Source organism: Lentilactobacillus parafarraginis DSM 18390 = JCM 14109 (assembly GCF_001435895.1).
GTDB lineage: Bacteria > Bacillota > Bacilli > Lactobacillales > Lactobacillaceae > Lentilactobacillus > Lentilactobacillus parafarraginis.
The window spans coordinates 67856-88168 of sequence record NZ_AZFZ01000002.1 but is presented as its reverse complement, the minus strand read 5'-3'; the positions used below and the strand labels follow the sequence as shown (position 1 = coordinate 88168).

Sequence of the window (20313 nt, the reverse complement as noted above, 5' to 3'; positions counted from 1 at the left end):
ACGAGAGAAATGGGAGGTTACAGCTGTGAATATTGCAATACTAGGGTTTGGAACGGTCGGCACGGGTGTTTATAAAATTATTAAGAAGGCAAGCCGTTTAACCCAAAACCTCCATGTGAAGCACATTTTAATCAGAAAAAATAAAAAACCGAATTTACCGGAAATGACTGACAGCATCGATGAAATTTTAAACGATGATGACGTTGATATCGTCGTCGAAGTGATCGGTGGGATTGAACCGGCTCATCAGTACATACTCGAGGCGCTCAAACATAAGAAGCATGTCATCACCGCTAATAAAGCGGTGATTGCGCGTTACATGGACGAATTTACCAAGGTTGCCGCTGAGAATGATACGAAGTTCTACTTTGAATCAAGTGTTGGCGGTGGGATTCCTTGGATCCAAGGCTTAGAGCGGGCCCTGCGAGTAGACGATGTTAACAAGATTCAGGGAATTTTCAACGGAACCAGCAATTTTATTCTCGATCAGATGAAGCGCAGCGGCGAAACGTTCAACGATGTGCTGTTGAAAGCTCAAGCCTTGGGTTATGCGGAAGCTGATCCCAGTGCCGACATTGACGGCCTGGACGTTGCCAACAAGCTCTGCATCAGCTGTGACATCGCTTATGATTTATTCGTAAAGCCGACCGAGGACCTGCCGATCTTTGGCATTCGTAACGTTACCGAGGACGACATTTCCCATTTTGCCAAGAAGGGCTACACCGTTAAATTGATGGGTAAAAGCCATCAAAATGGTAAGGAATTTGACTACGTCGTGGAACCAACCCTGTATCACGGGAATACGTTGGAAGCCAACACTTGCGATAACTACAACCTGATTTCGCTTCACGGCGAAACAATTGGTAACCTCAAGTTTATGGGGCAAGGAGCTGGGCAACTCCCGACTGCGAACGCGGTCATTCAAGATATCTTGGATATTTTCCAAAACAAGGAACATTTAAAGCGTGAGTTCAAGAGCAAGCTCAAGTATCGTTCGGATCTGACACGGAGCAATTACGTTGTCCGTTCAGAAATTGACTGCTCACATCTGTTTGCGAAATTTAACCCGTGTGTCCGTGGCGATTATCTGCTGGTCCAGCAGATTCCAATCGGCGAAATGCACCGACTAATGAGAAAAGTACTCGAAAAAGACGAAACCGCATTTATGGCAAGTCTGCCAGGTAAGGAGGGTGAGAATGCATGAAAGTAGCAAAATTTGGCGGCAGTTCAGTCGCTGACGCGGATCAGTTTCGAAAGGTCAAGGCGATTGTCGGGGCTAACGCTGATCGCAAAGCGGTGGTCGTGAGTGCTGCCGGTAAAAGTGCCAGTGAACCCATCAAAGTCACTGACCTGCTGATTCAGATTGAGCAGTTAAGAGATCGGGGCCAGGATTTCCTGCCGGTATTTAATCACATTGCGGATCGATTTATTGGGATCCGGGACGCACTGGACCTCAACGTTGCGATTGAAGATGATCTTCGGCTTATTAAATCGCAGATCGTTGAGGCTAGTTACGACTACCTGGTTTCCCGTGGTGAATTTTTAACTGCCAAACTAATGGCTGATTTTCTTGGTTTCCAGTTCGTGGATGCCAATCAATTCATGATTTTTAGCCACCATCATTTTGATTATGCTGCAGCGAAGCAGCACCTCTTATCCTTACTCACCCCCGGTTCGCGAATTGTGGTTCCCGGTTTCTATGGCCTTGACGAACATGGGAAAACGCATTTAATGCCCCGTGGCGGCAGCGACATTTCCGGATCAATTCTGGCAAACCTGCTGGGCGCTGATTTGTACGAAAATTGGACCGACGTCTCTGGAATTAAAATGGCCGATCCGCGGATCATTGACCAGTCGCGAAAAATTAATGAATTAACTTACGAAGAACTTCAGGAATTATCCTACATGGGCATCAGCGTCTTTCAAGAGGAAGCTGTTCAGCCAGTTCGCGAAAAGCGGATTCCGATTGCGATTTTGAACACCAACCATCCTGAAGAGGATGGGACGCTGGTTGTCAGCCATGTTCGCGAAAGTGCAGCTAATTTGGTAACTGGGATTGCCGGTAAGAAGGATTACGTGATCATTACGATTAATAAGTATCAGCTCAGCAAGCGGCTCGACATTTTGTCGCAGGTGTTTGCGGTTATCCAACGTTTCGACGTTGCCTTTGACTATCTGCCATCCGGTACCGACGCGTTTAGCTTTATTGCCCGGCGCGGGGATGTGAAGGGTCAAGTTGGCGCCATTATGGATGCGTTGAGAAACGAATGTGATTTAGACAGTGTTGAATTGGCTAAAGACATTTCGCTAGTTGCCGTTGTTTCTGATGAGTTGGGTAAGCGCCCAGCTGTTGCGGGAAAAATCCTTGACATGCTTGATAACAGCCAGATCAAGATTCAGTTGGTGATCCAGCAGAGTAGTGACATCAAGCTGGTCTTTGGGGTGGCAAATCAGGATTATGAAAAAACAATTGAGAAAATTTACCGAAACGTCAATGTGACTGAAAAAAAGTTAAGAATGGCAATTTAGATGAGCCAGTTTAAGTTGTCAGGGGTTTCGGGCCGAAAAAGTTCACTGCAAAGTGGGCTTTTTTATTTTTCAATGAACGGGTAAACAAGTAAACAAATACAATCCTTTTTAAGGATCCACCAACTTGGGTAATTGCGAATCAATTGATTTATTGGGGGGCTTTGAGTAAATAAAATTGCTTTAATGCCTGTTATAAAGCGTTTTTAATCGTTATCACGGTTTATTTAAATGTTGGAATTGATAAACGCTTGACAATTATGTAAGCGCATACTAGAATGAGCATTAAATTGATAAACGTTTTGCATTACCATTAAATAAACAGTAAACGATTATCGATTTTAAATCTAAACCGATTAGGGGAAAAATTATGGAAAATTCAGTGAAATCTGAACAAAGCATGCTTAAAAAGATCACTTCACGAGTGTCCTATGCCTGCGGGGCGTTTGGTAACGACATGTTCTACGGGGCGCTGTCCACATATTTTATTATGTTTGTCACCACCCACCTGTTTAATTCGGGAAACAAGGCTCAGGATGACCGGATGATTCTTTACATTACGTCGATCATCACGGCACTGCGAATTGTCGAACTGTTCATCGATCCGTTTATTGGTAACTGGATCGATCGGACCAAAACCCGGTTCGGCCAGTTTAAACCTTGGGTGGTTGTTGGCGGAACCATTACATCCGTTATTCTATTGATCCTATTCACTGATCTCGGGGGGATCAACCGGACGCACCCAATTCTGTACTTGATTGTGTTTGCTATTTTATATATCACAATGGACATTTTCTATTCCTTTAAAGATGTGGCGTTTTGGTCAATGATTCCTGCACTGTCATTTAGTTCAAAGGAGCGTGAGCGAACGGCTTCCTCTGCCAGAGTTGGTTCAACTCTTGGTGGTGGCCTAGTTGGGGTTATCGTAATGCCACTGGTACTGTTCTTCTCGCTGAATAAAACGGGTGGTACCGGGGACTCCCGGGGCTGGTTTGCATTTGGCCTGATGGTTGCGATTGTGGGGATTATCACCGCGTGGATCGTTGGTTTTGGAACCCATGAAGTTCAATCCGATTTACGGAAGAATAAGGAAAACACGGTTGGTATTAAACAAATTTTTGCAACGTTGGCTAAGAATGATCAGTTAATGTGGATTGCCTTGACCTATGGGGTTTACGCAATTGGGATCAACATTTTGAATTCCCTGGTGTTGTATTACTTCACATTTATCCTTGGTAAATCAACTTTGTTCTCAGTGTTCCAAACCATCAACATCTTAATGAGTTTGGTGACTGTCACGGTTTTCCCTAAGTTGGTTGATAAATTTAATCGGCGCAACTTGTTTGCTTCCTGTATCGGGATTATGCTGGCTGGAATTTTGGTATTTACGATTGCCGGTAAATCCTTCGCATTGGTTCTGGTTGGGGCAGAGTTATTCCAGGTTCCCCAAGCGATTATCTTCCTGGTTGTCCTGATGATCATTTCCGACTCCGTTGAGTACGGTCAGTGGAAGCTCGGTCACCGTGACGAATCACTCACATTGTCTGTTCGACCGTTGCTAGATAAGCTTGGCGGCGCGATTTCAAACGGGGCTGTCGGCCAAATTGCCGTCCTTGCTGGGATGACAACTGGCGCAACCGCCGCATCAATTACTGCTGCCGGGCAGATAAAGTTCAAGATTATGATGTTTGCCGTTCCAGCTATTTTACTAGCGATTGCACTGACGATCTTCTGGCGCAAATCAACTCTGACCGAAGCGCGGCATGCTGAAATTGTTGCGACCCTCGAAAAGACTTGGGGAAAGAATGTTCAAGTTGAGCCAAGTAAGAATTTGGTCGGCCAAGCCATTCCAATCTACTCACCAATTTCAGGTGAACTATTGCCCCTTGCCAACGTTTCCGATGAGACGTTTGCGTCTGGTCAAGCTGGCAATGGATTTGCTATTAAACCAAATGATGGTAAGGTACTGGCTCCCTTTGACGCAACGATTAGTCAAGTATTCACGACCCGTCACGCCGTTGGAATTGTCGGCGATAACGGCGTGGCGATGCTGATTCATATCGGGATTGGGACGGTTTCGATGCGGGGCACGGGATTTGTGTCATACGTTGAAAAAGGAGACCACGTTAAGGCCGGGACCGAACTGCTTGAATTTTGGGACCCCGCCATTAAAAAGGCCGGATTGGATGATACGGTGATTGTGACGGTGACAAACAGCCAGAAATTCAGGAACTTCGACTTGTTGACTGCCGCCGGCACAATGATTCAGGCTAATACTGAAGAAATTATCAAATTAGCACCCGTAACTAACGATTCAATTATGGAGGAGTGACCACATGACAGTCCGCGAGCCATTAAATCAGCACCTCATTGAATTTGACGACAAAAATCACGTTTTCCATCTGCACAACCATCATATTTCGTACCTGTTCAGTATTGAAACGGGTGGTTTCCTGAGCCATTTGTACTTTGGTAAACGCATTAAAACCTATCACGGCCAGTTAAAGAATCCGAAACGGGACCGGGGCTTCTCAGGGAACCTTCCCGGTTCGCAGGATCGCACTTACTCACTTGATTTCCTGCTGCAGGAATACAGCAGTAAGGGCGACGGCGACTATCGGGCGCCCGCTACGGTTATTCGGCAACCTGACGGCAGTCGCTCGGCATTTTTCACTTACCAATCCCACGTTATCCAACCTGGTAAGCCGGCGTTAAAGGGGTTGCCGGCAGCCTACACGAAGAATGATGAAGAGGCCGAAACGCTGGTTGTGACGCTCGCCGATCAGCTCAGTGACTTGGAACTCGACCTGGTGTATACGATCTATCGGGACCGCGATGTTGTGACCCGCTCGGCAAATTTGCACAATCGGGGTAAGCAGTCGGTTCATTTGGAAAAGATCGCGTCCATGCAAGTTGACTTGCCAAGCAGCAACAAGGACGTCATTTCATTGCCGGGGGCCCACGTTAACGAGCGGCACATTCAACGCGAACCGATTGGCTACGGGGTTAAAAGTTTTGAAAGTCGTCGGGGAACAACCAGCCACCAAATGAATAACTTCATCGCCGTCTGCGATCCAGATACCGATGAGTTTCAGGGAGACGTCTACGGGTTTTGTCTGGTTTATTCCGGCAATCACAAGGAAGAGGTTGAAAAGGATCAATACGGTCAGATCAGAATCGTCATTGGGATAAACGACGACCAGTTCGATTGGCAAATTGATCCAGGGGCCGACTTTCAAACGCCCGAGGTGATTATGACCTACTCGGCAAATGGGCTGAATGACATGAGCCATACTTACCACCACCTTTTACGAGAGCGGGTTGCCCGTGGGAAATACCAGTATGCTCAGCGGCCCATTGTGGTGAATAACTGGGAAGCCACGTTTATGGATTTCACTGAGGCAAAGCTGCGGGAAATCGTTGACGCCGCAAAGAAAACCGGGATTGAAATGTTTGTGCTCGACGACGGTTGGTTTGGTCACCGGGATGATGATCACTCGTCGCTTGGAGACTGGAAAGTATTTGCCAAGAAGTTTCCAAACGGGTTAAAACCGTTCTCGGATTATATTCACAAACAGGGGATGAAGTTCGGTATTTGGTTTGAACCTGAAATGATTTCCTTTGATTCTGACTTATACCGAACACATCCGGATTACTTGTTAAAGGTTCCGGGGCGGCAGCCGAGCCCCGCCCGGTCCCAGTACGTGCTTGATATGGGGCGGGCCGAAGTTCGCGAAAACGTTCATGAACAGATGAAGGCAATTTTTAACAGTTGTCAAATTGATTATGTTAAATGGGATATGAACCGCCATTTGAGTGACATTTATTCGGTTGGCCTGCCCCCGGAAAAGCAGGGAGAAGTGCTTCATCGTTATGTTCTGGGACTCTATCAATTGCTGGAAGAACTGACAGAGGAGAACCCGGATATTCTGTGGGAAGGCTGTTCTGGTGGCGGCGGTCGGTTTGACGCCGGGCTGCTATACTACATGCCGCAGTCCTGGACCAGTGACAACACAGATGCAATCGCCCGGTTAAAGATTCAGTACGGGACGTCATTGGCATATCCAATTTCCTCGATGACCGCCCACGTTTCGGTGTCCCCTAACCAGCAAACTGGACGGGCAACGCCGTTAGAAACCCGGGCGAATGTCGCCATGAGTGGGGTATTGGGATATGAACTCGACCTAACAAAGATGTCAGCGAAAGATAGGGCCCACATATCAAAGGAAGTGGCCTTTTACAAACAGATTCGGCCGGTTATTCAATACGGTGAGTTTAGCCGCCTAATCGATCCCAACCATGGAAACCGGTGTGCCTGGCAGTTTGTGGCGCCGGACCAATCGGAGGTCGTCGCGTTTTCGTTTAATTTGTTGGCAGCGGCCCAACCCGAATTTCAGCAGTTGAAATTGACGGGGTTAGATGCCGGAAAACTATATCAAAACGTTGAGACTGGTGAAATGATTGGTGGGGACGAACTGATGCATACCGGTTTTTATGAACCGATCCACCAATTCGATTTCAGTTCAAATATGTATCACTTTAAAGCGGTGGTTTCCGAAAACGAAAACTCGTTATAATACCCGAAGCTAAACTGGGTGTCTCAAAAGGCTCGTGACAAGATATTATGTCATGAGCCTTTCCGTGTATAATATGGGTAAATAAAGCAAGGACTGATTGATGTGGTAGCAAAATTACAAGATGTTGCGCAGTTGGCCGGCGTGTCCGTGACAACGGTTTCTCGGGTCATCAACGATTACGGTTCCCTCAGCCAAAAAACCAAGGACAAGGTTCATCAGGCGATGCGTGACTTAAATTACCGACCGAACGCACTGGCTCGAGCAATGCAGGGAAAGCCTTCAAAATTTATCGGGCTGATTTTTCCAAGCTTAACCAACCCATTCTTCGCAGAATTGGGAAACGAGATTGAACTTCAGCTGTTCAAGCGGGGATATAAGACGATCATTGCTTCCTCCGCTAATAATGAACAAATTGAGAAGGACTATCTTGAAATGCTGATTTCAAATCAGGTGGACGGGATTATCTCAAGTTCTCATAACATGAATCGCCGCGGGTACAAGAATGCGGCAGTTTCGGTGGTTTCTTTTGATCGTAATCTGGCAGAAAACATTCCGGTCGTGTCGTCCGATAATTATCAAGGGGGTAAATTAACCGCGGCATATATGATTGCCCATCGTGCCAAAAGGGTTTGCGTTTCAGTTGATGAGGACACGTCGTTATCGCCCACAATCTTGAGAATTCAAGGCGTGATTGATACTTTGAATCAGGCCGGCGTTTCGTATGAACCGGTCGATTTTAATAAGCATCCAGCCGCCGACATTATTCCCGGGGACTTTGACGGGATCATTGCCAGTAATGACGTTGCTGCCTTGGAATTTGCCAGAATTGTGAGGGAGGCCGGTAAAGTCCCTTTCAAGGACATCCTGATCACTGGATATGATGGCAGCCAATTAATCCGCCGGGTTGCACCGGAGCTGCCAACGGTCATTCAGCCGGTTAAAAAGCTGGCGGCTGAACTAATTGACCAGCTGCTGACGACAAATGGCGCATCAGCTGACCGTCACGCTCAGACTCAGATTTTACCGGTTAGCTTTTATGATCCCGCTTTAAAGTAGGGTAAGCCATTGGTGGCGTCAGCAGTTTACCTGCTTGGATTAACGTTATTGGCGGTTTGGTGGATCAACTTGGCCAGGGCGATCATCACTGGGTCGGTGGCGTTTTCCTCGCGAATCAGCAGGTAAAAATCCCGACTGAAATGATCACCTAAGGCGGTGGTTTGGACGCCGTCTGGAACGTCGCGGTTTGACAATAACGCTTGGCCAACCCCCTGGGAGACAATTCGACGCATTAGGCCGCTGTTATTGACGTGAATAAGTTTTTTGGGTTGAACGTCGGCTTCTCGGAAATATTGATCGGTGTAGTAGCCAATCCCCGACCCGGGTTCCCTGGTAATCCAGATACCAGTGTCTATCCCGGCCTTGACCAACTGATCTTTGCCAATGGAGAGACGCTTAATATTTTTGGTGACCAACGGCTTTTCGATAATCCCCAAATCAATTTTATAGGTTTCCAGTTGGTTAAGAACCCCTTCGGAATTGGAAACCGTTACGTCAAAGTTGATTTCTGGAAAATTATCTGTCATGTCGCGGGCAATTTTTGAAAATAGAATTCTTGAAACGGTTTGTGAAATGCCAAACCGGATTTTTGGCGTTGCTTGGTTTTCCAGGTGGGTAATTTGTTCGCTCACTTCCTGCCAGTTGTCCAGAATCTTTCCGGCCTTTTGATGTAGAAGATCGGCCGCCTTAGTTGGTGTCATTTCCCGCCGACTCCGCCGCTCAAAGAGTTCGGTGTGCAGCTGGGTTTCCAGTTGCTTGATCTGGTTTGAAACGGTCGGCTGGGTGATGAATAGTTGCTGAGCGGCTAGCGAGAAACTGCGGGTTTTATATACGACCATGAAGGTTTCCAAAAATTTGAACATTGGGTGATCACCTATAAACTTTCTCTATATTAAAAATTAATATTATCAATTTTATTTATTCTAACACAACCCGTATAATTAAGCTCATCAAAGATAGGAGGAAAGCGAATGAAGTTATTTTTGAAGAAGTTACCCCTACCCATCTGTGGGCTGATTCTTGGGATTGCATCGTTGGGAAATCTATTCAAGGCAATTGGATTGCCGGTTGTCGGCAATGCCTGGGGTGTGTTAGCACTTATTTTAATCTTATTGGTTGTTGCAAAGATTGTGATTCACTTCAAGAGCAGTCTGGCTGATCTGAATGATCCGGTGATTGCGTCGGTTGCGCCAACGTTCACCATGTCACTAATGATTATCAGTACCTTCCTGAAAGCATGGGGACTACCAATCTTACCCATCGTCGTTTGGACGGTGGCCGTTGGGTTACAGTTCGTCATCATGGGCTACTTTGTCTATCAACATCTATTGCGGCCATCCGTTGAATTGAATCACGTGTTACCCAGCTGGTTTGTGACCTTCGTTGGGATTGGCGTGATTCCGGTAACTTCGAATAACTTTATTCCAGCAGTTGGGATGCCGGTTCTTTGGTTATCCCTGGGGCTGTACGCGATTCTCCTGCCAATTGTCTGCATTCGGCTGTTACGGCGGGAAATGATGTTTGAAGCAACCTTACCGCTGCTCACGATCATGGCGGCTCCCGCATCACTTTGCCTAACCGGTTACCTAACCATTACCCAGAATCCATCGTGGGTGTTCGCCCTCATCATGGTCGGACTAGCTCAGACGCTTTACTGGGGGACGCTATTGAAAATCTTTAAGTACGTTCGGATGTCATTTTATCCAAGTTTTGGAGCCTTCACATTCCCACTGGTGATTTCAGCAACTGCATTGAACCTGTTCAACCACAGTTTCCATTTAGCAAACGGGTTTAATGCCATTATCGGTGCAGTCGCAAACCTCGAGATTACGTTGGCAACCTTTATGGTCGTCTTTGTGGTCATCCGTTACGGTCAATTCCTTGTTAAATTAGCCTTTCCATCACACGAAACAAAAAAAGTGACAGCCGCGGAAAATGAGACTATCACTAAATAATTAAGTGAATTACTGCCGGTTTTGACAATCATTTGTCGGACCGGTTTTTTGTTGGGTGAACTTTGATTTTCACATAGTACACCACGTAGCAGAGAATCAGGAACGGGATCATGTAGAATAGCGCGGGCCGCTGAGTGGGATCAAAGACGATCAGCACACAGGAGAGCAGACTAAGAATGAACGCTGCCCATGGAATGAGTGGGTACCACGGGGTTTTGAATGTCAGTTCGTCGGTGGTGTGGCCGGCCTTCAACCACGCTTTTCTAAAGTTAATTTCGGAGTAGGCAATCGCCATCCAAACGATCACGACGGCCAGTCCGGAAATGGAAACCAGCACCAGATAAACGGTCGAAGCGGCAACCACACTGGAAACCAGTGCAAGAATGCCGCCTAACATGCTGAGGCTTAACGCGATCATCGGAACACCCCGAGAATTGGTTTTCGCATACTTCAGGGGAATCATGCCTTCGTGAGCCAGTGACCACAACATGCGAGTCGAGGCGTACAAGCCTGAATTGGCAGCGGATAGAATCGCGGTTAGAACCACGAAGTTCATCAAGTCACCGGCAAACGGTAAGCCAATGCTGTTAAAGACCAGAACAAACGGACTTTGATTCACGCCAGCTTTCTGCCACGGAATCAGGGCGGCCATCACGGTAATACTGCCGATAAAGAAGATAATCAGCCGAAACAGCGTTGTGTGAATGGCCTTAGGGATGTTTTTGGCGGGATCCTTGGCTTCCCCAGCGGTCACGCCAATGAGTTCGGTGCCGGAAAAGGCGAAGTTTACTGTCAGCATCGTCGTAAAGACGCCCTTAAAACCGTTAGGGAATAGGCCATCCTTAACCAGATTATGGAAGAGAGGCGCGTGGGAGTAACCCTTAATCGGAATGACCCCGAATATGGCTAATCCGCCGAGAATAATGAATAAAATAATTGCGACGACCTTGATACTCGAAAACCAAAATTCGGTTTCGGCAAAAAATCGAACGGACAGCGCGTTGGATGTAAAGATGATGATCATGAAGAGCAGGCTCCAGATCCAGGTTGGTGAATTTGGCAACCACGTTCTCATCATCAGACCGGCTGCTGTGAATTCAGACCCTAAGGCAACCGTCCAGGTCAACCAGTAAAGAATGGCGACTGTAAAACCGGTCCCCGGGCCAATAAATTTGTCGGCATAGACGTGAAATGAACCGGTTTGCGGCATGGCAACCGAAAGCTCACCGAGGCAAAGCATGACGAGATAGACGATAACGGCGCCAATCCCGTAGGCCAGAATGGTCCCGATTGGGCCAGCTTCATGAATCGTGTAGCCGGAACTCAAGAAAAGTCCGGTACCAATGACGCCGCCCAGTGATATCATGAGTAGGTGACGGGATTCCATTTTGCGTTCTAATGAAACGTGGGGTTGATTTTTCAAAACGTGACCTCCAGGCAATTGCTTTTTTCTCATTTTGCGATAGAATAATGAGAATCCAATACATAATAGAATGCACTAAAATGGGCTCGGACACAAGCCCAAAATGCGGGAGGACAACATGGCAAATTTAATTAATGAAAATCTGAAGAAAAAAGCGGCGTTAGTTCTGGACGGCGCAATGGCAACCGAATTGGAGAAGCGGGGGGTGCATACTGATAATGCGCTGTGGTCGGCCACGGCACTCATTGATAATCCAGAGGCGGTTAAGGCTGTTCACAAAAGTGATTTTGAGGCAGGCGCTGATATTGCCATTACGGATACGTATCAGGCAAACGTTAACGGATTCGAACAGGCTGGGTATAGTGAAGGCCAAAGTGAAAAATTGATAACCGAAGCGGTTCGGTTGGCTAGGGCTGCTCGAGATGAGTTTTATTTTGAGTTACCCGCCGATGAGCGGGCCGATCGGGCACCGTATCCGATTGTTGCCGGAAGTGTCGGCCCTTACGGTGCTTATTTGGCCGATGGCAGTGAATATACGGGCGATTATCTTCTGACAACCACTGAATTTCAAGAATTTCACGCCCCGCGCATGGAACTGATGGCTAAGGCGGGGGTCGATATGTTTGCGTTTGAGACCCAGCCTAATTTTGATGAGGCCAAGGCGTTGGCAGCTATGATGAAAACCAGGTTTCCGAATATGTTCGCGTGGTTATCGTTTAGTGTGAGTGACCCTGAGCACCTGTGTGACGGTACGCCGCTAGCCGAGGCGGTGGCGTACTTCAACGACAATCCCCAAATCAGCGCGATTGGCGTAAACTGTACTTCGATGAATAATATTGAAGCAACCATTAAGACGATTGTCCCGAATACGGACAAGCCAATCATTGTTTATCCAAATAACGGTGACATCTATGATCCCAAAACGAAAACCTGGGAACCCAATCCCCAATCAGCAACATTCGCTGATCTGACCCCTAAGTGGTTGGCAGCCGGCGCGAAAATTATTGGCGGTTGCTGTCGGACGACGCCGGGGGATATTGAACAGGTTGCCGATGCAGTTAATGCGAAAAATCTGTCCTAAAAGAGAGCGAAATAACTTAAAATGACGTCATTGTATGCGCTTGGTAATGTAATGACACTACTTATAAAAAGCGCATTATTAATTAAAAGATCTCTTGAATTCAGCCGTACCAATGACACAGTACTGAATTTAAGAGATCTTTATTGCGACAGCGCTATCTAAAATTATTGTTGAGTCCATACGCGAGTGAGTTTGTTAAGTGGCTTATCCGTTGAATGGTTATTGCAGCTAACAATGGTGCGCCTATGCCAACAAGTAAGATGATCACCGGATTCTTGAGCCCTACCAAGCCACAGATATCCAAAAATAATTTGTGGCCATACATAATTGCCAGCGTATGCCGGCCAATCAGTGGCAGGCCAAATTTAAAGGGTAATTTAGATGTTATCAAAGCGCAAACCATCACGCCGAGGGCAAGACTGGTGGGTATCAGAATAAGTGCCACCGCTTTTGGCAGTGAGCTTTGAATCAGGTGGGACTTGAGCGATAGCCGGAAAGTAAATCCACCGTTGAGATGAATGAGGATGAGGGTTGTCGCGATAACGATGATGCCACTAATCGCCTTTGGGTCCTGAATCCAATTGCGATTCGCGTGAAACAGGGTGTAGCCGATATAGCTATAAAATAGGGTGATCAAAACCGTGTCGGCACTCCACGGAATCATGGCAAATCCGTTAATGTGCATCCAACTGACCTGACTGTAACTGGCACCAAGAAGCAAGCCACCCGTGACTAATAAAACGAGCATGGTTCGACTAGATATGAGTGAAATGATGATTGTGAGCACGATGATGGTTAGAATATAGGCGTTAATAAACCAGAACGTGCTGGTGTAAAAATTAAGTGTGCGACCACCATAAATCAGGTCGACTAAATGATTTTGCAAAAACATCTGATTTTTGTGGTGAATGACGGTGTATAACCCGATGAGGAGGATACCCATTCCAATGTAAAGTTCCAACTCGGGTTTAATTCGATGATTAAAAAATTTTTGCCAGTCGTGGACATTGTTAAGCGGTTTAACGAAGATGCCGCTTAGGATGAAGAACAAGGGGATGTGCCACCAATAAAGAAAGTGGCTTACCGGAGTATGAGATAAGATGTGGCCCAGAACAATGGCGATAATCCCGTATGCTTTAGCAATATCGATCCATTCAATCCGAGAAGGTAATTGATGATGAGATGGGATTGCCATTGGTTAACGACCATCCTTTCGTTTTAACTTTTTTTGGTAAATTGATATCGTTATCCAAAGACCATAGCCTGACAAGCCCAGCAATGATAGGCAAAGGCCGATGAATAAGCCTGGCACATGATACGTCATTGAGATGTGATTAATGGTTGCGGTTAGTGGAATGGCCATAAAAGCACCCAGCGCGTTATGAATGACAACTTGCCGACCATTAACGGCTGCTGACCATCCAGAATCGTCCGGAATTGCGATATAGGACCATTTGGATCGCCGATTGGATTGTTTGATGGTGCCTTGAATGTGATTGCCGTCGTAGGTGGGAATGAATGCTTCTGACCGCAATTGATTCGTTAAGTGTGTCAGTGACTGAACATTGAGAGATTGCACTTGAATACCCCTGAGTGTTTTTTGACTGGCACCGGTAATCACAATGTGAACTGCATGGCCAACAGACGCGGTGCCAAGCTTCACAAGGTATTTTTTATGAAGCCCATTGGTAACGAGATCGACTTGGTGACCATTTACGGTTAGCGACGACATGCGAAACACGGGGGAGGTCGTGGTTAAATAAAGCGGTCCCCGTTGGGTTGGGTCAACGGTAAAGGTGGCGTGATAGAGGCCTGGAAGCGATGATCGACTGACGGTTTTTCGCCGGATCTTCTGGTGAGTAAGGAAGGTATCAGAGCTTGGTTTAATGGTTTTGAGGGTTGATGCCAGATTCGCAAAGATCCTGCCTGGCTTTAATTTCAGATCGACAAATTGCTTGGTCACAGGAAAGCCCATTCCGACGTACGCTGAATTTAGGTTTGGCGTCTGGGTGGCGGCGAGGTTATATTTAACCCCCAGTAAGAGATCAGAAATTGCTGTTGCGCCAACGTTGCTGATTCGGCGCTGATTTTTGCTGAAGAATCCCAATTCTTTAAGTGACTCACGGACCGGCTCGTGAAGAGTAGAACTGTACTCCTGAATCCCGGCGTATTGAAAGGCAGTGGGGTCATTATACCCGAGGTAAATTTCCGAAAAAGCGGGTGCCAGTAGATTACTGCGATTATCAATTCGAAAAAGATGGGTTTGTGGTTCCGATAACGATGAGAGTTGCTGAGTTTCAGCATTAAAACCACTGGCATAGGTCCGCTGATTTCCCAGAGGCTCGCTTTGAACGACATAGGCTAAATTACCACCCATTTCTAAGGCAATAAAGCCCCCAATTGTGGTTGTGAACAAGCGGTGATGATTTGCGAAAATCAGAATTGAGAAAAGCAGCACCAACGTCAGGTTTAGCAATAGCAGCTTAACCGAGGCGGGTTGCACCGAGAGGTATGTGTTATGGTACGTTACGGTACCGATTTTGATGGTTTCAAAGCCGATTAACAGCGCGAAGCTGATGCCAATCGGGATGAGCCACTTAGCCCGATCTGATAACCGTGTTGGATGTGCCAGCCAGACTTGGTAGGCAGCGGCGATCATGACAAAGCTGATCAGAAATGAGTATCGAAATGGTGATCCGGAAGGGACGTTAAGCATATGCCAGATGAGATTTATTGGGCCAATGATCATACTTAAGAACAGCGAACCAAACGCAAACCCAGTTCCCACCTTTTCCTGATGGGAGATTGATGGATGCGCAAAATAACTGATAAATAAAATGATGATCGCAATCGAAGAGAAGATTGCCGGGGCGTGGTAAAGCCGATTCGAATAGGCCGTGCCTCCCATACCAAACTGTGAGAGAATTTCCAATCCAAATTGCGGGGTTCTCGTTCCAGCTGTTTGAGTGGGTGATGCGGGCGCCACCTTGGCGGTTTGGATCATTCCTAACGCGACCGGCAGAAGTACCGTCATGGTTGTCATCACGCTTAGAAATTCTGTCCCGATGACTGAGCGGATAAACGGGCCGTTTTCGCCAAGTGTCTTTGTTAAAGAATGTTCGGGTTGCTTGGCAGCCATGATCAAAGTTGTTGTGTAAATGATGGTGAACAAACCAATCATATAGCCAATATAGAAGTTCGTGATGATCGCGATGGTTAACCACGCAAAAAGTTGGTAGGAACGGTGGCCTGCTTTAATCTGGTCAATGCCATGGCAGATTAGCGGTAAGCAGATCAAGTCATCCAACCACATGATATTCGCAAGGTTTGCGGTTACGAATCCGGACAGACTGAACGCCAATGCGAAAAAGGGAACAATCCAGTTAACCCTGTGAAAATGATGGATGAGGTAAAAGCTCATGGTCAATGCCATGGTCGCGATTTTTAACATCAGGATTATCGTGACCGCCGTGGGAACATTTGCCGATGAAAATAGTAAAATAATCAGGTTGAAAGGACTTAACAAATAGTAAGCCACGAGTGAAAATATATTTTCACCTACGCCAACTGAAAATGAGAACCAACTCATGTGGCCCGTGAGGAGAGCATGTCGCAGGGCTGTGAAAAATGGGGAATATTGCGCGCCCATATCCCCAACCAATAGATTGCGACTTCCGAATGGCGTGATGTTGTTAGCTGCCAAAATAATGCCGACGACGACCAATGGGAGGATGAATGAACTGCCCATGATGATAACGGATTGTCGCGTGCGATTCTCGGGATTCATGATTAACTTCCCCCCTTGCTCTTAATGAGATTTGTGATTTTTACGCGTTCTTGGCGAAATGCGACCAGAACCGTCTGACACCAAATGAGTGCGAACAAACCACCACCCAGTACGTCAGAAGGATAATGGGCTTGCAGGTAGAGCCGCGACAAAGCAACCAAGACGAGCCAGAAAAGAATGAGCATCTCAATCGATATTTGCGTTCGGATGGCCGGAATTAACTGGATGCCGAATTTAAAAATAATGATCGTTAAAATGGTGCATCCGATGACGTGGCTGCTGGGAAAACTATAGCCGGACGCTGCCGAAATGAAACTGGTGGGTCGTGGTCGGTGAACCAAAAATTTGATCAGGACGCCAGCTGCGTTGCCGCCGATTGCCATGGTGAGGGCAATGAGTGCGGCACTGACGTGTTTACGCTGCCACAGAAGAATGACAAGAAGAATCTCTATCAAGAACGTGATTGCGGGGCTCCCCGTCAACGCGATGACCCGAAAGAATGCCGTTCGTTGCGGCGTTTGAAACCGACTAATATCGTTTAATATGTTTTGATCCATAAAAAATATTTGCGGCAATTCAGACGCAACGCTAACCGCTAAGCAGATAAAGATTATCCAGCCAAGGCTGAGGTAGGGATGCTTACTAAGAAATGATGATTGCATGTTAATCGGCTCCAATCGTTAAGCTTGAGTCAATTGAAAAATGGGTGTGCCGTCAATTGACTTTTCGACAGCTTAAGAATAGGACTAAACAGAACCGCGCGATACGGGTGTAAAAAGAGAAAAAAATGAGAAATTCACAGGAAAATCTTTCATGGTTAGCTTCGACGACAAAAGGCCTTCAAAAAGCGGATGAGACATTGAATGCAGTTGTCTCATCCGCTTTTTGAAGGCCTTTGAAGTTAAAATCTGGGCCTGATTTTTATTTGGTGTTATTTGAATCTGAGTCTGAAAATATGAGGTTAAAACTGACGCCGTGGGGGATTACGTCCGTAACGGTAATCTTAATGTCATTCAGCGCCGCTAATTGAGAAGCAATCGATAATCCCAGTCCGTTGCCAATAACCTGGTTACTATGCGCATGATCACCCCGATAAAATCGATCAAAAATGTGCTGTTTATCCTCATCCGGGATACTTGGACCATTATTTCGAATCGACAATGTCGTTTTGGATCCATCTGCGGCAATGATCACATCGATTGTTGCCGTTTTGGGGGCGTACTTTCCAGCGTTGTCCAAAATAATCGAGATGATTTGGGCGACGTTGGTTTGATTTGCAAGCACCGTTGTCGGGGAAGCCTCGGCTACGTTGATGGTTTGGGCTAAAATTGCCCGTTGTTCCTCGACTGTTTCGTTAACCACACTATTTAAGTCAAAATGATCCTTTTGAACGATTTCTTTATCCGCTCGTGAGAGAGCCAGTAAACTGTTGACTAAAGATTGCATTTTAGCAGATTCATCGTCAATAAAATCAAGCGAGCGCGAAACGATCTCTGGATGTTGTTGGCCACGCCGTTTGACAAGCGAAACGTGACCGCGGATTGCGGCAATCGGGGTTCGTAATTCGTGTGAAGCATTCGAAATAAAGGCCTTTTCCCGGCGGTTATTTTCGATAATTGCGGCTAACAGGTTATTAAAACTCGTAGCTAGTTCGCGAACCTCAACCGGCGAAGCGGGAACCGGCAGTAAACTTTCAATCTTGGTGACGGATCGGCTTTGTCTTTGGGCGGTTGTTTGAAGCATCTGTAACGATGATGTTAGCCGCTTAGAAACAACTGAAATCACGAACCACCCGAGCGCCAGGCCAATGATCAATACGCACAGAACCACTAGCATGACTGAAAGTAAGGTGCTGACGATTGGATTTAAACTCATCCAGATTTCTGAGCGAATATTCTTTCTTGCGCCCGTACGAATACCGCTTCTGTAATACAGAAGACCATACCCGTGGTTATAGATGAGGGCGGGGAAAAATGGGAAGTGAAGCATCTGTGACAGCTTTGTTGGTTTGGCTGCCAGGAATTGTTCAGTTCCTTTTGAATAAAAAATCTTTGGCCGCTCTTTGGAATGAGTTTGATCAGTGACTTTGACATACGTATTTTGGGTGTTGATACTGCTATTACGCCGCCACTGATTCCAATCAGGTTTGTTGTCGATAAACGACCGGTTCAGACTTTTAAGCAATTCTGCTGATTGGGTTTGTTCTTGGTGAACGAGGTTAACGCCCACCATCGTGATCACTGAAGCCCCGGTAAAAATTGCGAAAAGCGTAAAAATAATTGTGAAGTTTAAACGGATTGCCTGAAAGGTCGTCCGATTTTTGGGTTGTCGCACACGTAAGCCTCCTACTCCTGATAATTCCCAGAAAGCACATAACCGATTCCCCGAACAGTGTGAATTAATTGCTTCGGGTATTTTCGGTCAATTTTATTGCGCAGGTAGCGAATGTACACGTCCACGACATTTGGTTGACCTTCAAAGTCAACGCCCCAGACGGAATCTAATAGTTCATTGCGAGTGAGCGTTTCCCCAGTATGCTTAATTAGGATCAATAGTAATTCATATTCGCGTTGGGTTAGCTGAATCAAGTGATTACCCCGAGTGACTTGCCGGGACTTGGCATTCAATGTTAAGTCCTCAACGGTGTAGAGATTTGTCACTTTTGGGCGGTGGTGTTGGTGGCGCAGAATTACCCGAATTCTGGCGAGAAGTTCTTCGATTTCAAATGGTTTCGTAATGTAATCGTCGGCACCACTATCCAGACCGGCGACTTTATCACCCACGTATCCGCGGGCGGTCATCATGATGATTGGAATATCGTCACCCTTGCGAATTCGCCGTAAGACTTCTAGACCATCTAGTTTAGGTAACATCCAGTCGAGGATAATCAAATCCAAATTGCCCCGGTTATTGTCATAAAGACTTAAAGCCTCAACCCCATCACGGGCTAAAAGAACTTGATAGTCTTCAAATTGGAGTTCCGGAATTAGGTAAGAACTTAAAGCCTCTTCATCTTCAACTAATAGAATTGTGTTTGTCAAAAAAATCCCCTCGTGTTTCTTCAAAAACGAAGTCCCTTATTCGTTACGACCGCCAATAAAGGAATCCCCCCTAGCTTAAAATGATTTTGATAATCAAACTAGTGGTTAAAAATAATGAAGTAATGAGAATTTATCAGAAATCGGTTACATCCCAAAGGCCCTAAGATAATGAACGGTTCCCTGGACGCCCGAAAGGCCATCGGGAATAATTGCTTTAATCATGTAGGTGTCGTCCGGAGCTGGAAATGGGGGATTAATCCCAAATTGGCTGGCTCTTTGATAGCCAAGTTTGCCATAGTAATCCGGCCATCCCAGCACACTGATGAAGGGGAACTTGGCAAGGGCTGCGCGATGTTCCAACTCGGTCAAAATTTGTTTGCCAATTCCTTGGCGCTGGTGGGATGCGATAACGGCCATCGGCGCCAAACACAAACCGGTTTTCGATTGGTTTTCGTTTTCAATAATAACGTTGCTCAGGAGACCGTAACCGACCAATCGGCCTGCCTGGTCAGCGACAATTTCAAAGCGCCGTTTATAAGTCGGATCTTTGCGAATTCTTTCAACTAAGGCTGCTTCTCCACCATAGCCATTTTGAGATTTTGAAAATGTTGTCATCAGGAGATCAGAAATGGGTGAATAATCTGCCTGGCGAACGGTTCTGATTATCACGGAACCACTCCTCTCTTGTTACTCATACTATGAGCATAAACTAAGCAGGCCCCAGAAATCAATCAAATGCCTATTATTAACTAAATGACACGTGATGCGATTTTATGGTCGTTTGATAATAATTATGTGAAAAGTTTTAATAAAGTGGTTGACAGGTTCACTGGTATTGAACTAAACTGCATACAACATTTAAATCCG

General features: G+C 46.3%; 15 protein-coding genes. 7 read left to right on the top strand and 8 right to left on the bottom strand.

The features are described from left to right. Positions 1 to 25 precede the first annotated feature (25 nt). The 5 genes from FD47_RS01030 to FD47_RS01010 all read left to right on the top strand — a co-directional run bounded on the left by FD47_RS01030 (position 26) and on the right by FD47_RS01010 (position 8159). Positions 26 to 1204, top strand: coding sequence for a homoserine dehydrogenase (locus tag FD47_RS01030; RefSeq protein ID WP_056979934.1), 1179 nt, complete (start codon positions 26 to 28; stop codon positions 1202 to 1204). Beyond that, positions 1201 to 2529, top strand: a complete 1329-nt coding sequence (locus FD47_RS01025) for an aspartate kinase (RefSeq protein WP_056979933.1) — start codon at positions 1201 to 1203, stop codon at positions 2527 to 2529. Before FD47_RS01030 ends, FD47_RS01025 begins: the two co-directional genes overlap by 4 nt. A 367-nt stretch (positions 2530 to 2896) precedes the next feature. After that, a complete protein-coding gene (locus tag FD47_RS01020; RefSeq protein ID WP_056979932.1) occupies positions 2897 to 4858 on the top strand; it encodes a sugar MFS transporter in 1962 nt (653 codons plus the stop codon). 4 nt (positions 4859 to 4862) lie between these two features. Beyond that, positions 4863 to 7103 (top strand): alpha-galactosidase, encoded by a 2241-nt coding sequence (locus FD47_RS01015; RefSeq protein ID WP_054732291.1) that lies wholly within the window; start codon positions 4863 to 4865, stop codon positions 7101 to 7103. A 102-nt stretch (positions 7104 to 7205) separates the two neighbouring features. Further along, positions 7206 to 8159 (top strand): LacI family DNA-binding transcriptional regulator, encoded by a 954-nt coding sequence (locus FD47_RS01010; RefSeq protein WP_056979931.1) that lies wholly within the window; start codon positions 7206 to 7208, stop codon positions 8157 to 8159. A gap of 26 nt (positions 8160 to 8185) precedes the next feature. Here FD47_RS01010 and FD47_RS01005 read toward each other — a convergent pair whose 3' ends face one another. Continuing rightward, on the bottom strand, positions 8186 to 9022 hold the full coding sequence (locus FD47_RS01005) for a LysR family transcriptional regulator (RefSeq protein ID WP_054732289.1): 837 nt from the start codon (positions 9020 to 9022) through the stop codon (positions 8186 to 8188). Positions 9023 to 9130: 108 nt separating this feature from the next. On the opposite strand from FD47_RS01005, the gene FD47_RS01000 reads away from it, so the two are divergent. Further along, on the top strand, positions 9131 to 10114 hold the full coding sequence (locus FD47_RS01000; protein WP_056979930.1) for a TDT family transporter: 984 nt from the start codon (positions 9131 to 9133) through the stop codon (positions 10112 to 10114). Positions 10115 to 10142: 28 nt separating this feature from the next. Here the strand turns inward: FD47_RS01000 and FD47_RS00995 are convergent, their stop codons facing one another. Next, the gene (locus FD47_RS00995) at positions 10143 to 11537 is read right to left on the bottom strand and encodes an amino acid permease (protein ID WP_156319432.1); all 1395 of its coding nucleotides are present in this window, start codon (positions 11535 to 11537) and stop codon (positions 10143 to 10145) included. Between the two features lie 118 nt (positions 11538 to 11655). On the opposite strand from FD47_RS00995, the gene mmuM reads away from it, so the two are divergent. After that, positions 11656 to 12618, top strand: coding sequence for a homocysteine S-methyltransferase (gene mmuM / locus FD47_RS00990; protein ID WP_054732279.1), 963 nt, complete (start codon positions 11656 to 11658; stop codon positions 12616 to 12618). A 154-nt stretch (positions 12619 to 12772) separates the two neighbouring features. On the opposite strand, the gene FD47_RS00985 is transcribed toward mmuM, so the two are convergent. The 6 genes from FD47_RS00985 to FD47_RS00960 all read right to left on the bottom strand — a co-directional run bounded on the left by FD47_RS00985 (position 12773) and on the right by FD47_RS00960 (position 20115). Further along, positions 12773 to 13813 (bottom strand): acyltransferase family protein, encoded by a 1041-nt coding sequence (locus FD47_RS00985; protein WP_054732277.1) that lies wholly within the window; start codon positions 13811 to 13813, stop codon positions 12773 to 12775. 3 nt (positions 13814 to 13816) lie between these two features. Continuing rightward, on the bottom strand, positions 13817 to 16405 hold the full coding sequence (locus tag FD47_RS00980) for a YfhO family protein (RefSeq protein ID WP_054732274.1): 2589 nt from the start codon (positions 16403 to 16405) through the stop codon (positions 13817 to 13819). Positions 16406 to 16407: 2 nt separating this feature from the next. Further along, positions 16408 to 17067 carry a phosphatase PAP2 family protein gene (locus FD47_RS00975; protein WP_054732271.1) on the bottom strand — a complete coding sequence of 220 codons (660 nt, stop codon included), beginning with the start codon at positions 17065 to 17067 and terminating at the stop codon, positions 16408 to 16410. 259 nt (positions 17068 to 17326) lie between these two features. Then, entirely contained in the window at positions 17327 to 18739 is a 1413-nt protein-coding gene (locus FD47_RS00970) for a sensor histidine kinase (protein WP_054732267.1), read from the bottom strand. A gap of 11 nt (positions 18740 to 18750) precedes the next feature. Then, positions 18751 to 19446, bottom strand: a complete 696-nt coding sequence (locus tag FD47_RS00965) for a response regulator transcription factor (RefSeq protein WP_008212197.1) — start codon at positions 19444 to 19446, stop codon at positions 18751 to 18753. A 144-nt stretch (positions 19447 to 19590) separates the two neighbouring features. Further along, positions 19591 to 20115, bottom strand: a complete 525-nt coding sequence (locus FD47_RS00960) for a GNAT family N-acetyltransferase (protein ID WP_054732263.1) — start codon at positions 20113 to 20115, stop codon at positions 19591 to 19593. Between the last annotated feature and the right edge of the window lie 198 nt (positions 20116 to 20313).